We start from the raw sequence: 14645 nt of genomic DNA, 5'->3' as shown, positions 1-14645 counted from the left end.
ATTGCGGTTTTTCTTATACTTCAGCTGAATCAGAGGGCTTAGCAAAATAGCCTTTTGGTAAAATGCCTTTCACTACTTTTTGTACAGGGTCTGGCAATTTCTCAATCGTTGCCGCATCGACTCCTCTGTCTTCTAAATATGGCTGAACGTGTGTATTGAACAGCGCTTCGCCTTCATATTGTGCAATCAGTTTGAGACATTTGGCATGCATGACATGTATGGCAAGCCACGCGTTTTTAAATGCTGGATTGGTGGTTTGTTTATGATAGTAGCGATAGTAGATTTGCTGAATGATACCTGATAGACGAAACAGCCCAAACACTTCATAAAAGGTCCAGTTATCTATCTGTAGTCCAGATTTTTCTAGATAATAAGCAACCACTTCGTCACGCGTCATCATACCTTCTAAGTGAGTTGGCTGGCGACGAAACTGCTGCATGACAATATTGTCGTCTTCCTCAATCCAGTAAGCCAACGCACTACCCAAGTCCATTAGTGGATCGCCAAGGGTTGCCATCTCCCAATCGAGGACTCCGATAACTTTAGTCGGCTCGTTTGCATCGAGTATGACGTTGTCAAAGCGCCAGTCATTGTGAATAATGCACGTTTTGCTATCAGCAGGGGTATGCTTTTTGAGCCACTGTCTGACCAAGGCAAAGCTTGGGACGTTGGGTGTCTTTGCTTTGATATAACGCTTGTCCCAGCCACTAATTTGGCGCGCGCAGTAGCCATCACCGCGACCCAAATCAACCAAATCAGGATGCGCTGTATAATCTATTTGATGCAGCTCTACTAGCGCATCTAAAACATTGGTGCAAAGCTGACGGATTTGTTCAGGATCTAGATCGACCCCTTTTGGTAAATTGGCACGGGGAATGATCCCTTCCATACGCTCCATGACATAGAAATCAGCACCGATGACAGATTCATCTGTACATAGCGCAATCATTTCGGGCACATAAGGATAAGCATTTTTTAATGCTTTTTGAACGGTATATTCGCGTACCATGTCGTGCGCAGATTTTGCCTTGGTACCTTTTGGTGGACGGCGTAAGATAAGATCTTGGTTTTTATCATCGCCTTCATATTGTAAGCGATACGTCCAGTTAGAAGCCCCGCCTGAGAACTGAGTGACTGTAGGCTCGCCTACGACATCGACACCTTGGCTACGTAGCCATTCACTTACCGCTTTGGCATCAAGCTCCTCACCCTCACGTACGGCACCGCCTTTATCGAGTACTTTATTGTCAGTTGACATGTGACATTCCTTATCATGTGATCAGTTATTTTTATAACTTATACTTATAGTAGTAAAAAATTAGTAGTAAAAAACAGTCATAGTGATGAAAAATTCACTACTAAAACGTTAATAGTGAATTTCCAATTTTTTATTTTCAGCAATAGTGGCGTGAGCAACTTAAGGTTTACTCACACCCAATGATTAATATTAGGCTTTGTTAGACTTAGAACGGCTAAAACCCTGACGCTTTAGCTCTAGCTTGGCAATCATGGTTTTATGTACTTCATCAGGACCATCTGCCAACCGTAGCACACGAGCTTGCGCATAGAAATTTGGTAACAATGTGTCTTGGCACACACCCATGCCACCATGAATCTGAATCGCCATATCAACCACTTCTTGTAGCACCGTTGGCGCAACCACTTTGATCGCAGAGATTTCCGTCAATGCCGCTTTGGTTCCTTGAGCATCCATTTTTTGCGCCGCATAAAGGGTTAGCAAGCGCGCTTGGTCAATTTTGATACGCGCCTCAGAGATACGCTCAAAGTTTCCACCCAATTGTAGTAATGGTTTACCAAAGGCCGTGCGCGACATGCCGCGTTTCACCGCCAGCTCTAAAGACTTCTCAGCCGCGCCAATACAACGCATGCAGTGATGAATACGACCTGGCCCCAAGCGACCTTGCGCAATCTCAAAACCCTTACCCGGCCCACCAATAAAGTGACTGACGGGCACACGTACATTATCAAAGCTGATCTCACCATGACCGTGCGGCGCATCATAATCGCCAAACACTTTAAGCATACGTTTAATATTCACACCCGCAGTATTGACTGGTACCAGTACCATCGAGTGCTGATGATGACGATCTGCGCTTTCATCCGCGGTATAGGCCATAACAATCAAAATATCAACCGCAGGATCGCCAAGGCCCGATGACCACCATTTGCTACCGTTAATGACAATTTCATCACCATCGACCACAGCAGTTGCTTGCATATTGGTGGCATCGCTTGAGGCCACATCAGGCTCAGTCATACAAAACACTGAGCGGGTCTCACCTTCTAATAGCGGCGTGAGCCATTTGTCTTGCTGTTCTTGCGTACCGTAGCGCCATAATAGCTCCATATTGCCGCTGTCAGGCGCATTGCAGTTAAACACATGCGGCGCGAGCAAACTGCGACCCGTCAGCTCTGCAATCGGTGCATAGTCAGTGACAGAAAGCCCTGCACCTAAGGTGTCGTCAGGTAAGAATAAGTTCCATAAACCCGCTTCACGTGCTTGTTTGCGTAGGTTGTCATAAGCGTCTGGCCATTCCCAGTTTTCCCAATTTCCATCAGGATTTTTCTTATGACATTCTTCCCAGAATTGGGCTTCGATGGGTTCAATATGCGTTTCAATGAACGCTTTGACTTTGGCATGCATGGCTTGACCATGTTCCGTTGCGGTAAACATTAAATTGTCGCTAGACATAAATGACTTCCTTTTCTTTATTGATTGTCTAAATCAGGTTTTGACAAAAAGCTCTGCGAGATCTTTAATGCGAGCTTTAGTGTACGGACGTATACTGTTTTCTGTATCCTACATTTATAACACAGCAATTATGATTAAACAGCAAAAAGGCGCGACCCGTTAGGACACGCCTTTTACAAAATACAAACAGTGTATTGCTGAACATATGACCGCTAAACTATTAGCTATCAGACATCATAATGATATCTAACACTATTTTAGAATATTCAAACGGCTGTTTAGCTCAAAACGTGCGAGCGCATCTGGCAGTTTATCCACTGCCATACTGAGCGTCGCTTCTGCGGCTTGCGCAAGGCCCAGCTTCTCTGCCAGCGTCGGCTTTTGACGTGAATGTAATGCGTACACCTCATTGTCTTCCATACGCTCTAAAATGTAGCTGTCAGAGGTCTGCAAGCTGTCAATTAGGTTAAGCTTTAACGCATCTTCACCATACCAATGCTCACCTGTGGCCACTTTAGCAACATCAAGTTCTGGACGATAGGTATTGACGAAATGCTTGAATAGCTCGTGCGTCTGCTCTAGCTCTTCTTGGTACTTGGCACGATCTTCGGCATCATTTTCGCCAAACACCGTCACCGTGCGTTTATAGTCGCCAGCCGTAAACATCTCATAATCGACATCATGGTTTTTGAGCCATTTATGAAAGTTTGGCAATTGTGACACCACGCCGATTGAGCCAATAATCGCAAATGGCGCTGCCACCACATTGTCTGCCACGCACGCCATCATGTAGCCACCACTTGCCGCCACTTTATCGACGCAGACCGTTAGCTTTAGACCAGCGTCCTTTAAGCGCACCAATTGCGCGGCTGCCAATCCATAACCATGCACCAAACCGCCACCTGATTCGAGGCGTACAATCACTTCATCGCCTTTGTTAGCCGTACTGATTAAGGTGCTGATTTCTTCGCGCAGATGCTTAACGGCAGTGGCTTTGATATCACCTTCAAAATCCAAAACAAAAACTTGCGAGGCATTGTCAGGATTTTTTTTCTGCTTTTTACTTTTTGCTTTTAGCGCCTGCTTGGCTTTTTTTGCCATAGTTTTTTTGAATGCTTTAAGCGCAGCTTTGCCTTGGGTGGCTTCCATTAAATCTTCACGGCGCTGTTTTTGCGCTTCATTTAAGTGTCTTACTTTTAGCTCAACCGGGTTTTTTGGTGGATGAAATAGCATGATTACAAATCCTCAAGTCAGTAGGTATATCACTATAGATGTTTTTATTCAGGTATGGTTGATATGCGCACGCTCGCTGGTATTTTCAAGCAAAATGACAATATTTAACCTAATATAGATATCGCTCAATAAATACAGCCGATACCAATGCATGGCTACGCTTTGATTGAACTCAGCCGGTTGTATAACAAAGGTAGATTAGGCATAATATGCGTTTATATCAAATTTTCTGCAGCCAACGTGATGACCCTTTGTCTTGATCGCGTTGTTTGTGTGTTTTTTTGGCAAATCGCTTGAAACGCACAGCAATGGCTGCATTATTGTACTTCGAATTGGGCTGATAACTGGATAACAATATTATGACGCAAAGCACTATGACGCAAAGCGAATACCGAGACGAATATTGCGGAGCTGTAACCGAGAGCTTGCTTGAGCAAACCATTAGTATCGTAGGCTGGGTACATCGTCGTCGCGATCACGGTGGCGTGATTTTCTTAGACATGCGTGACCGCGCGGGTATCTTGCAGGTGGTTGTCGATCCTGATACACCAGAAGCTTTTGCAACGGCCGATGCGGTACGTCCTGAATACGTACTAAAAATCACTGGCCGCGTACGTCGTCGTTATGAAGGTACTGAAAATAACAATATGACCAGTGGCCAAATTGAGCTATTGGGCAAAGAAATTGAAGTACTGGCCAAATCTGAAACACCGCCATTTCCCTTGAATGACGAAAAAACGACTGTGTCAGAAGACTTACGTCTAAAATATCGCTATCTCGATATGCGTCGTCCGCACATGCAAGAGCGTATGGTATTCCGTGCCAAGGCAACCTCAGCGATTCGTCGTTATTTAGATGATCATGGTTTCTTGGATGTAGAGACACCTATTTTGACACGTGCAACGCCAGAAGGTGCGCGTGATTATCTTGTACCATCACGTACCCGTCCTGGTAACTTCTTTGCCCTGCCGCAATCACCACAGCTATTTAAGCAATTATTGATGGTGTCAGGTTTTGACCGTTATTATCAAATCGCGAAATGCTTCCGTGATGAAGATTTACGTGCCGATCGTCAGCCTGAATTTACACAGGTCGATATCGAGACATCTTTCTTGAACGAAGAAGAGATCATGAACATCAACGAAGGTCTGATCAAGCATTTGTTCAAGACCATGATGGATGTTGAGTTCGAGCAATTCCCTCGCATGACATATGCTGAAGCAATGCGCGACTATGCATCAGACAAGCCTGATTTACGTATTCCACTGAAACTGGTTGACGTTGCCGATTTGATGAAAGACGTTGATTTCAAAGTATTTGCAGGTCCCGCTAACGATCCTAAAGGTCGCGTCGCTGCCCTTCGCATTCCTGGTGGCGCTTCATTAAGCCGTAAGCAAATCGATGCTTATACCAAATTCGTCGGTATCTATGGTGCACGCGGTTTGGCTTATATCAAAGTCAATGACGCAAGCCTCGTCACCAATGGTGTGGATAAAGAGTCTGGCCTACAATCACCAATCATCAAAAATATGACTGATGATGTACTTGTGAGCTTGATTGAGCGTACTGCTGCGGAAGATGGCGATATTATCTTCTTTGGTGCAGATAAAGCCAGTATCGTGAATGACGCAATCGGCGCATTACGCCAGAAAATCGGTCTAGACTTAGACATGACAACTTGTGAGTGGGCGCCGCTTTGGGTGACTGACTTCCCAATGTTTGAAGAAACCGATGACGGTCAATGGACGTCAATGCATCATCCATTTACCAAGCCTAGAGGCTCTGTTGAGGAGTTAAAAAACAACCCAGAGTCTGCACTATCTATCGCTTACGACATGGTGTTGAACGGCACTGAGATTGGTGGTGGTAGCTTACGTATCAATACTTATGATATGCAGCAAGCCGTCCTTGAGGCCTTGGGTATCGGCGAGCAAGAGGCAGAAGACAAGTTTGGTTTCTTACTTGATGCCCTAAAATTTGGTGCACCACCGCACGGCGGTTTGGCGTTTGGTTTGGATCGCTTGATTATGCTTATGGTAGGCGCTGACTCTATCCGTGATGTGATCGCATTCCCGAAAACCAAAACTGCTGAGTGCCCCCTAACTCAAGCACCTGCTGGAGTGGATAGCAAACAGTTACGTGATCTTGGTATCCGTGTGCGTGAAAAAGCACAGGCTGATACCAACAAACCTGCTCAATAAAACATTTAATGATGTACTATTGCTGTCTACAGTGCTTGTTACGCGATTCATCACCATGTGAGTGGTTATGAATCCGTATCATATTTTTAAATTCGTGCCATTGTCTGTACTACAGATGCTGGCACGTTTTGTCGCTTGGGTTATCATCAAGATACCAAGTCTTAGCATCATGCGTACCATTCATATTAATATGGCGCTGATTACTGACAAATTGTCTGAGCCACAAAAACGCGCACTGACCAAAGACATCATCTATCATCAATGTCTGAGCAGTATCGAATCTATAAAAAGCTGGGCAATGCCACCTGAATGGAGTATTGCCCAGATTCGTGACGTCCATAATAAAGATATTCTACTAGAAGGTCTTGCCAATCCCAATGGCATGCTGGCTATCGTCCCTCATCTCGGTACATGGGAGATGATGAACGCGTGGCTCAATCAGTTTGGTTCGCCAACTATTATGTACAAGCCTGTAGACGGCAGATTCGCTAATGAGTTTATTCTTCAAGGGCGTGCGCGTCTCAATGCAACCTTGGTGCCTACCGATGGTAGCGGTGTTAAAGCCGTGTTTAAAACCCTCAAGCAAGGCGGCTTTAGTATTGTATTACCAGACCACGTCCCAGATCCGTCAGGCGGCGTAGTCGTTCCTTTCTTTGGTATCAAAACATTAACCAGTACCCTTGCCTCAAAACTGGCGAGCAAAACCAAATGTGCCTTAGTTGGCTTGTCTTGTATTCGTCGTAATGATGGACGCGGTTTTGATATTTACTGCTATAAGCTCGACGATCCAGCGCTATATGACCGCAATACCGAAGTCGCGACTCACGCACTCAATCAAGCCATGGAGCATATGATTAAAGACAACTATAGTCACTATATGTGGGGCTATCGACGTTTTAAGCGCATACCAAATCTAGGCAATCCTTACCGAAAAGATAAAGCCACTTTAGCAGCCTTTATTCGGTCTCATCACGCTACTGCTAGTCGTTCTGGTAACGATGTAAGTGGTTCTTTTACTGATGACACTAACATCGATAATCGCAAGTAATAACTGTACTATCGTTTACTGATTTAGACATATCATCAATCACAGTTATGCTAATATTGGCTAAGTTCTGTACCCTCTAATTTCTATTAGCCCTTCATTTACCTCACTATTATCTCACTACGAGTGCATTATGACATCTGACGTAACTAAAACCTTACCTATAGAACCAACACAAAGCCATACTGCTGAACAGCGTTATATTATTTGTATGAAATGGGGTGATAAATACGGTCCTGAATACGTCAATCGTTTGTACAATATGGTGAGCCGTCATCTGAGCTTAGATTTTCAAATGGTTTGCCTAACTGATGACAGCACAGGTATTGATCCTGCGATTGCTTGTTATCCCATACCTGACATGGATCTACCAGCAGGTCCTGAACGTGGCTGGAAAAAGCTCACGACCTTTAAACCTGAGCTATATGGTTTAAAAGGGGTGGCACTATTCTTAGATATTGATATTGTGATTGTCGATAATATTGATGCGTTTTTCACTTATCAAGCGAAGCATGAAGACAGTGTGGTCATTATCCGCGACTGGAAAAAGCCGTGGCGTATGATTGGTAATAGCTCCGTGTATCGCTTCAATGTTGGCATGAATACCTATCCTGATTTGCTGGCAAACTTTGAGCGCAATTTTGAAACCATTCGCACGCAAGTGCGTCACGAGCAGGCTTACCTCTCTAACTATTTGCGCGAGCATCATCACCTAGAGTACTGGGATAAGACATGGTGCGTGAGCTTCAAGTATCAATGTATCGCGCCCATCCCTTTTAACTTTGTGCGAGCGCCTGCTCTACCTGATAATGCAAAAATTGTTATTTTCCATGGTGAGATTAACCCGCCCGATGCCATTGCTGGTAGCGGCGGTAAATGGTATCGACATGTGAAACCAAGCCCATGGTTAAAGCAACACTGGCAGTAAATATATAGCCATGAACCATGTGTATATAGTTTACCAATAGTCCAAACAATTTGCAGGCAATGCATTAGGATACAGGTTATTTGAGGTCAACGACTGGAACATAGTATGGCGTTATATTTGAGGTTACCTGCTACCGCTGGGTTCAACATTGATAACGAGCTCATCGTTATTAGTGCTTTTAATGCCAATGAAGCAGAGCAAAGTTTGCTTGGACAAGACGTCAATATTATTGCCTCAGGCCCATCGGTACAACAACTATCGTTGTCAGAACTATTAGACACGCCCACTATTTTTGTCAACGGTAGTATCAGCCTTACTGAGCACCACGCCTTCGATCATATTGCTGGTTATGTCATCAGTGATGCGCGCTTTATCAATCATCAACCTGAAATTTTACGGCAGCATTATACGGGTCAACCTTTGTATGCAACATTAGCCGTCTTTGAAGCGATGGCCACGACTCACCCTGATATCATACGCACGCACCACCATGCCATGCCATGCGGGTATTGTATCCAGTAGACAGACCCTGGGGGGTCAAATCAAATAAGCTATCATTCAATAAGCTCATATTTAAGAAAAAACGGCTCAATAAAAAAATGCCTTTATCCTACTTTATCAATCATCCGAATTCTGTTATTGATAGCAGTCAAAGCGCAACTGAGATCGGCGTCTCACTCAATGTTACTCATGGATTTGTCGAGGCGGGTACGGTTGCTTACGTAGCCACACAGCTGGCTTTCTCACGCCATGCAGCGACCATTCACCTATATGGGATTGACTTACTCAATAGCGATCAACCACGGTTTTATGAAAACAACCACAACCGCGCGCCAAGCACGCTAAATAAAGTCATGAACGAGCGCATCGTACCTTCGTTTAACTTATTGGGTAGAACTTATAAGACTCACGGTATCGATGTCATCAATCACTCTCCTGTCTCCAAATCTCTATTTGATGATCTTTAGTCATTCTTATCTGATGAATTCAACGCTACACCGAACTCTAAATATTGCTGCGCGATATGATTTGGCAGTAGCTGCTGATTTAGCGGCACTATGTAATTCGTCAGATTGTTTACTGCTTGATCGATGAGTATCGCCAATCCCTCAATATCACCGACAGGTATCAAGTTTTTGACAGGTAGCAACTCTCTTGGACCAAATGGACAATCGGTACTGATTACTGGTACGCCAAGAGCTTGCGCCTCTACAATAACATAGCCAAAACCCTCGAATTTGGAAGTGAGCACCATCAATGCCGCTGAGGCAATGATCGGATAAGGATTACTCTGAAAGCCCAAAAACCTAACACGGTCACTAATATTAAGTTGAAACGCTAGCGCTTTAATCTCTGCTTCAAGCTTGCCTTTACCGACCAATACTAATGGCAGCTTCCGCTCTGTTTTCGCATAGGCTTGTAGCAAGTCTCGATGACCTTTCATGGTATCGAATGAGGCCACATGAATAATATACTGTTTATCTGCTAAGCCAAACTGTTCGATATGTGGTTTTTGTAACGCTTTGCTTTGGATCCAAGTGGCATCGCAAGGATTATAAATGGTTGTGGTTTTAGTGATGTCTCCTAAAAGTGAGATTAAGTCCTTGCGAGCGCCATCGCTGACGCAGCTACAGGTATGAGCACCATAGACCATACGTAAGTGACTTATCGTCTGTCGTGGTTTATCAGATAATTGATACTCAAACTGCTTAGATAGCGCTGTATGCAGCACATTCACGATGTTGGGTAATTGGCTGTACGCCATAATCCAATTCACTTTATAAATATTAGCCAATATCAGATTTGGTGTCCCTATTTGGCTGAGCACATACTCATCAATACGCTTAGCGACTGCCTCGTAAGCCTGTGCCTGTTTAGAGTTTGGCTCAATATCTTGCTCAGAAAACACCTCATCGTATGGCACGATATGATAGTGAACGTCAGCATCTAGCGGCATATCCTGTGTTTCTTCTAGACATAAAATATGGACGCTATGACCCATTTTTGCATAAGCGCTTGCCAATGTAGTCACCATCCGCTCAGCACCTCGGCCTTCAAGTGCTTTTAAAATAAATAAAATTATAGGTGACATTAGTGTCTCAGCTTAATTGTATGTAGGTATAAGTATAATGAGTTAGCCAAACAAGGCTACCAAAGGTCAGAATTATTGCAGCGTTCTGACTTTATGTGCTAGTCTCATCTACTTTTATTCACTACAGTATAAGCTAGGCTTATCAACTGACGCGTAAAAAATCATGAATATTGTTGATTTTATAAAACAGTTAACCCTTGCTAATACAGTTATCAATAAATATCATAGCTGATCTAAGTAGAATCAACATTTAAATAGAATGTATAACCACTAAAGACACCTATTGAAAAAAAACAGGATCAATCATGCAGCAACTTGATGAGAAAGCAATAGACATTGTCATCGCTTGGGTGGATGGCGCAGATCCTATACTCAAACAAAAAAGAGAGTCCTACAAGCCAAGTAACACCGTAGCGTCAGATGCCATAACTGCCACCCGCTTCGCAAGTGATGATGAGATATATTACAATATTGCCTCTATCATCAAATACGTGCCTTTTTGTCGTCATATTTATGTGGTCACCGACCAACAAAAACCTGCATTCATTGATGAGTTTGCCAAGCAAAATATCTGTGCAGCAGATAAAATACGTATTGTCGATCACAAGGAAATATTTTCGGGTTATGAAGAATACCTACCGACCTTCAACACTCGATCAATTGAGACGATGATCTGGAATATTAAAGGCTTGTCTGATTATTTTATCTATATGAACGATGATTTCTTTTTTAATCAACCAGTGACGATAGATGATTTTTTAGACAATGAAAAGCTAATCATTCATGGTGAGTGGCGCAAAAGTGCTGCTTTGAGTGCCAAGCTCAATTTTCGAAAATCACGCTTTAAATTGTTTGGCACACCGATACAGCCAAGACATACTATCGCGCAAATGTTAAGTGCTAAAATACTGGGCATGAATCAGTTTTTTGAAATTCATCACTACCCTCATATTGTCGATAAAAATACCTTAAAGTCCCATTTGTTGAATCATCCGCAATTATTGACCGAGCAGATAAAATATAAATTTAGAGATATGGCCCAAGTGAATCCTATAACGCTAATGAATCATCTAAAAATTCAAAAAGGCGAAGCAAGTTTAAAACCTAACACCTCTATCAACTATCTAAAAAACGAAAGTAGCGTAGAAGATTTTATTCTTGCTTTAGAAGATAAAAGTATTAAGTATGGCTGCATTCAAAGTTTGGATCTTCTCAAACCAGACTTATATAAAAAAATCAGTCAAGCCATGAGGCACAAATTCTTGGATTATCTACCTGCTTCTTTGATAGCAAGCACCGATAAATAAATTTAGTTTAAGATTGAATGGTGATTAATTTCACTTCCTCTTGATCTAAACCAATAAAAGCTCAAAAATCACTTGGATATATTATGAAAATAGCAGTAGTAGGTACAGGCTACGTAGGCTTATCGAATGCAATGCTGTTAGCACAGCATAATGAAGTCGTTGCTGTCGACATTGTCGCTGAAAAGGTAGAATTACTAAATAATAAGCAGTCTCCTATCGAAGATACAGATATCGACAATTTTTTATTGAACAAAGTGCTCAATTTTTCTGCAACGCTGGATGCCAAAGAAGCTTATAAAGATGCAGATTTCATCATCGTTGCCACGCCGACTGATTATGATACCAAGACCAATTATTTCAATACCTCCACAGTAGAAGCCGTCATTGAGCAAGTGCTGTTAGTGAATCAACAAGCAACCATTATTATTAAGTCTACAGTGCCAGTAGGTTACACAACCAGTATCAAAGAACGTTATGCCACTGATCGCATTATTTTTTCGCCTGAGTTTTTGCGAGAAGGTAAGGCACTACATGACAATCTTTATCCTTCACGTATCATTGTAGGCGCACAGACTGAGCAGGCTCGAATATTTGCCAATTTATTACTTGAAGGCGCAATCAAAAAAGACGTACCGCTATTGTTCGTTGAGCCAACAGAGGCAGAAGCCATTAAATTATTTTCTAATACTTATCTGGCAATGCGAGTAGCGTATTTTAATGAGCTTGATACTTATGCGCAGACGTTTGGACTCGACACCAAACAAATCATCGAAGGGATTGGCTTAGACCCTCGTATTGGCAATCATTATAATAACCCTTCCTTTGGCTATGGCGGCTACTGTCTGCCCAAAGATACTAAGCAGTTATTAGCAAATTACGATGAGGTGCCAAGCAACCTGATAAAAGCCATTGTCGATTCTAATAGAACCCGCAAAGACTTTATTGCCGATAAAATCATCGAAAGACAGCCAAAAATCGTGGGAATACATCGCCTAGTAATGAAAAGTGGGTCAGATAACTTTAGAGCATCTGCCATACAAGGCATCATGAAACGTATCAAGGCAAAAGGTATAGAAGTCGTTGTCTACGAGCCTGTGCTAAAAGAAGACAATTTCTTTAATTCGCGTGTGATTCAAGATTTAGAAGCCTTTAAATCAATGAGTGATGTCATTGTCGCAAACCGCCTATCTGATGAGATAAAAGATGTGGCGGATAAAGTATTCACTCGAGATCTATTTGGGAGCGACTAATGAAAATACTGGTCACTGGTGCGGCAGGTTTCATTGGTTTTCATTTAATCAAGGCGATACTAGAAACAGATCTATCTGCTAGGGATTACTGTATCGTTGGTATCGACAATATCAACGACTATTATGATACAGATCTAAAAGAAGCGCGTTTGAGAATATTAGGTGAGATATCAGATCCAGAAAGTTTTACATTTATTAAGTTAGACCTTGCTGATCGTGAAGCCATGTCTGAGCTTTTTGCAACCTATCAATTTGATACGGTTGTTAATTTAGGTGCCCAAGCAGGTGTGCGTTACTCTATCGAAAACCCTAATGCGTATATCGACTCAAATGTGGTTGGCTTTGTTAATATTCTAGAAGGCTGTCGTCACCACGATATTAAGCACTTAATCTACGCAAGCTCTAGCTCTGTTTATGGTATGAATATAAAGCAGCCATTTACCACTGCTGATTGTGTTGATTTTCCTATTAGTCTATATGCCGCCACCAAAAAATCCAACGAGCTTATGGCACATAGCTATAGCCATTTATATAATATTCCTACGACAGGATTAAGGTTCTTCACTGTTTATGGTCCTTACGGTCGACCTGATATGGCATATTTTTCGTTCACAAAGAAAATTCTAGCTGGCGAGCCAATTAATGTTTTTAATAATGGTGATATGCAGCGTGACTTTACCTACATTGATGATATCGTCAACGGTATCATTCGCATTATTAATAAAGCACCTTCGCCCCAGCATTCTACTATTACGACTGCAGCTGCCCCCTACAAGATTTACAACATTGGTAATAATCAGCCTGTCACTTTGCGCCGTTTTATTACTGCCATTGAAGATGCTTGTGGTAAAAAGGCACAGGAAAACTTATTGCCCATGCAAGCAGGTGACGTACCGATTACTTACGCCGACATAGATGAATTGGTAGAAGATATTGGCTTTAAGCCTGAAACTAGTATCGAAGAAGGTATCAAACAATTTGTCGATTGGTATAGACAATATTATTCAGTTTAAACAAATAACAATGATCTCTAAAGCTTATATCATAGAGATTAAGGCGCTAATATCTTTATATATTTTTAAAGGATTTTGATAACATGGCTACACCTTCAAGTTGGCAGAGAAAATTGATATTGATCTTTCGAAGCGAAAAAAGATTGAATGCGGGTAAGATTATCAAAACCTATAATGATAGAAGCTTTGATGAGATGAAAGCAACAACCATTACTGAATCAATGTGTGATATTGAAGCGTTAACTAACGAGCGTAAAAGCACAGATTTAGAAACCCATTTGAATAACTTGAAATACAAATCGCTTGGTGAGTCTGAGCTCTGCTTTTATCACAACACACTTATTATACTAATGCGCCGTAAGTACAAAATAGATAAAACATTCGTTGAATTTGAAAGACTATGGGAAGCAGAGAGCGACTATTTATTGACACATCTGTCGTTGCGCTGGATTGTCTCTGCTTGCGATACGTTTATTGATCATTCAAACAATACTCATAGAGCAGCTATCTTGATGAATGTCGTAACTCTAATGAATACTTTACGTACTTATGAAACCAAAAACTTTCTGCAGTTATCCACTAATGCTGAATCTATGCCATTGCTAACTGAAAAAACCGATATGCTTTATGCTGGTGACTTGCCTCTGTACGATGGTCTTACTTATTTTCGTATCGGCACCGATGATAGCTTGAGAAATATGCGAAAACGCTATAATAAATTTCAGAAAGTTGATAAATTGGCCACGACCATGTTACTGGCAGTGTTTGAAAAACTGCAGAATAATGACAGTGCTTTTGCTACTCTACGGCAGTTGCACAGAGATGATTGGTCTAAATGGTGGTTGGATTAGTCTATTTCATAT

The 14645-nt window shown here is 42.2% G+C and carries 13 protein-coding genes; 9 read left to right on the top strand and 4 right to left on the bottom strand.

The window, feature by feature from the left end:
* Nucleotides 1-13 precede the first annotated feature (13 nt).
* From AOT82_RS01275 to sohB, 3 genes are all read right to left on the bottom strand, one after another.
* Nucleotides 14-1258 carry a phosphotransferase family protein gene (locus AOT82_RS01275; protein WP_071001465.1) on the bottom strand — a complete coding sequence of 415 codons (1245 nt, stop codon included), beginning with the start codon at nt 1256-1258 and terminating at the stop codon, nt 14-16.
* 189 nt (nt 1259-1447) lie between these two features.
* The gene (locus tag AOT82_RS01270; RefSeq protein ID WP_071003587.1) at nt 1448-2695 is read right to left on the bottom strand and encodes an acyl-CoA dehydrogenase family protein; all 1248 of its coding nucleotides are present in this window, start codon (nt 2693-2695) and stop codon (nt 1448-1450) included.
* Nucleotides 2696-2965: 270 nt separating this feature from the next.
* Entirely contained in the window at nt 2966-3946 is a 981-nt protein-coding gene (sohB, locus tag AOT82_RS01265; RefSeq protein ID WP_071001464.1) for a protease SohB, read from the bottom strand.
* Nucleotides 3947-4320: 374 nt separating this feature from the next.
* Here sohB and aspS point away from each other — a divergent pair, with 374 nt between their 5' ends.
* From aspS to AOT82_RS13995, 5 genes are all read left to right on the top strand, one after another.
* Nucleotides 4321-6147 carry an aspartate--tRNA ligase gene (gene aspS, locus AOT82_RS01260; RefSeq protein ID WP_071003586.1) on the top strand — a complete coding sequence of 609 codons (1827 nt, stop codon included), beginning with the start codon at nt 4321-4323 and terminating at the stop codon, nt 6145-6147.
* A 67-nt stretch (nt 6148-6214) separates the two neighbouring features.
* The gene (locus AOT82_RS01255) at nt 6215-7195 is read left to right on the top strand and encodes a lysophospholipid acyltransferase family protein (protein ID WP_071001463.1); all 981 of its coding nucleotides are present in this window, start codon (nt 6215-6217) and stop codon (nt 7193-7195) included.
* A 130-nt stretch (nt 7196-7325) separates the two neighbouring features.
* On the top strand, nt 7326-8120 hold the full coding sequence (locus AOT82_RS01250; RefSeq protein ID WP_071001462.1) for a glycosyltransferase: 795 nt from the start codon (nt 7326-7328) through the stop codon (nt 8118-8120).
* Between the two features lie 105 nt (nt 8121-8225).
* On the top strand, nt 8226-8642 hold the full coding sequence (locus AOT82_RS14000; RefSeq protein WP_227517167.1) for a hypothetical protein: 417 nt from the start codon (nt 8226-8228) through the stop codon (nt 8640-8642).
* 77 nt (nt 8643-8719) lie between these two features.
* Nucleotides 8720-9088 (top strand): hypothetical protein, encoded by a 369-nt coding sequence (locus AOT82_RS13995; protein WP_227517166.1) that lies wholly within the window; start codon nt 8720-8722, stop codon nt 9086-9088.
* On the opposite strand, the gene AOT82_RS01240 is transcribed toward AOT82_RS13995, so the two are convergent.
* Nucleotides 9085-10212 carry a glycosyltransferase gene (locus AOT82_RS01240; RefSeq protein WP_071001461.1) on the bottom strand — a complete coding sequence of 376 codons (1128 nt, stop codon included), beginning with the start codon at nt 10210-10212 and terminating at the stop codon, nt 9085-9087. The genes AOT82_RS13995 and AOT82_RS01240 overlap by 4 nt on opposite strands.
* A gap of 305 nt (nt 10213-10517) precedes the next feature.
* Between AOT82_RS01240 and AOT82_RS01235 the strand changes: the two genes are divergently transcribed.
* The 4 genes from AOT82_RS01235 (at nt 10518) to AOT82_RS01220 (ending at nt 14633) form a co-directional block, all read left to right on the top strand.
* Nucleotides 10518-11519 (top strand): Stealth CR1 domain-containing protein, encoded by a 1002-nt coding sequence (locus AOT82_RS01235; protein ID WP_071001460.1) that lies wholly within the window; start codon nt 10518-10520, stop codon nt 11517-11519.
* Nucleotides 11520-11602: 83 nt separating this feature from the next.
* The gene (locus AOT82_RS01230; protein WP_071001459.1) at nt 11603-12769 is read left to right on the top strand and encodes a nucleotide sugar dehydrogenase; all 1167 of its coding nucleotides are present in this window, start codon (nt 11603-11605) and stop codon (nt 12767-12769) included.
* Nucleotides 12769-13782: an NAD-dependent epimerase gene (locus AOT82_RS01225; RefSeq protein ID WP_071001458.1), complete on the top strand. Its 1014-nt coding sequence runs from the start codon at nt 12769-12771 to the stop codon at nt 13780-13782. The genes AOT82_RS01230 and AOT82_RS01225 overlap by 1 nt, the downstream gene beginning before the upstream one ends.
* 83 nt (nt 13783-13865) lie before the next feature.
* On the top strand, nt 13866-14633 hold the full coding sequence (locus AOT82_RS01220; RefSeq protein WP_071001457.1) for a hypothetical protein: 768 nt from the start codon (nt 13866-13868) through the stop codon (nt 14631-14633).
* Nucleotides 14634-14645: the final 12 nt, after the last annotated feature.

The sequence above is a fragment of the Psychrobacter sp. AntiMn-1 genome, assembly GCF_001854065.1.
Taxonomy (GTDB): domain Bacteria; phylum Pseudomonadota; class Gammaproteobacteria; order Pseudomonadales; family Moraxellaceae; genus Psychrobacter; species Psychrobacter pacificensis.
The sequence above is the reverse complement of the archived record's forward strand: the minus strand, read 5'-3'. Positions and strand labels throughout refer to the sequence as shown.